Origin of the sequence: Salifodinibacter halophilus (assembly GCA_012999515.1) — a bacterium.
Taxonomy (GTDB): domain Bacteria; phylum Pseudomonadota; class Gammaproteobacteria; order Nevskiales; family Salinisphaeraceae; genus Salifodinibacter; species Salifodinibacter halophilus.
The window spans coordinates 1-229 of record JABEEB010000876.1 but is presented as its reverse complement, the minus strand read 5'-3'; the positions used below and the strand labels follow the sequence as shown (position 1 = coordinate 229).

Annotated in this window: 1 protein-coding gene; it reads left to right on the top strand. The window is 70.3% G+C overall.

Features of this window, described 5'->3' with window-relative positions; all coding sequences use genetic code 11:
• A partial coding sequence (locus tag HKX41_14050; GenBank protein NNC25256.1) for a serine hydrolase occupies positions 1-229 on the top strand: 229 nt, incomplete at both ends.

Here is a 229-nt window from a genome sequence, read left to right as displayed (position 1 = left end):
GCTCGCCCACCGCAGCGGCCTGGGCCTGGGCGCGGGCGACCTGCTGTACTGGCCGGGCACCGACTACAGCAACGAAGAAGTGGCCCGGCGCCTGGCCCACGTGCCGCTGTCCGGCGGCTTCCGCGGCCAGTACGCCTACGACAACATCCTCTACGGCGTGGCCCAGCTGGTGGTGGAGAAGGCCAGCGGGCAGAGCTACAGCGACTTCCTCGCCCAGCGCATCTTCAAG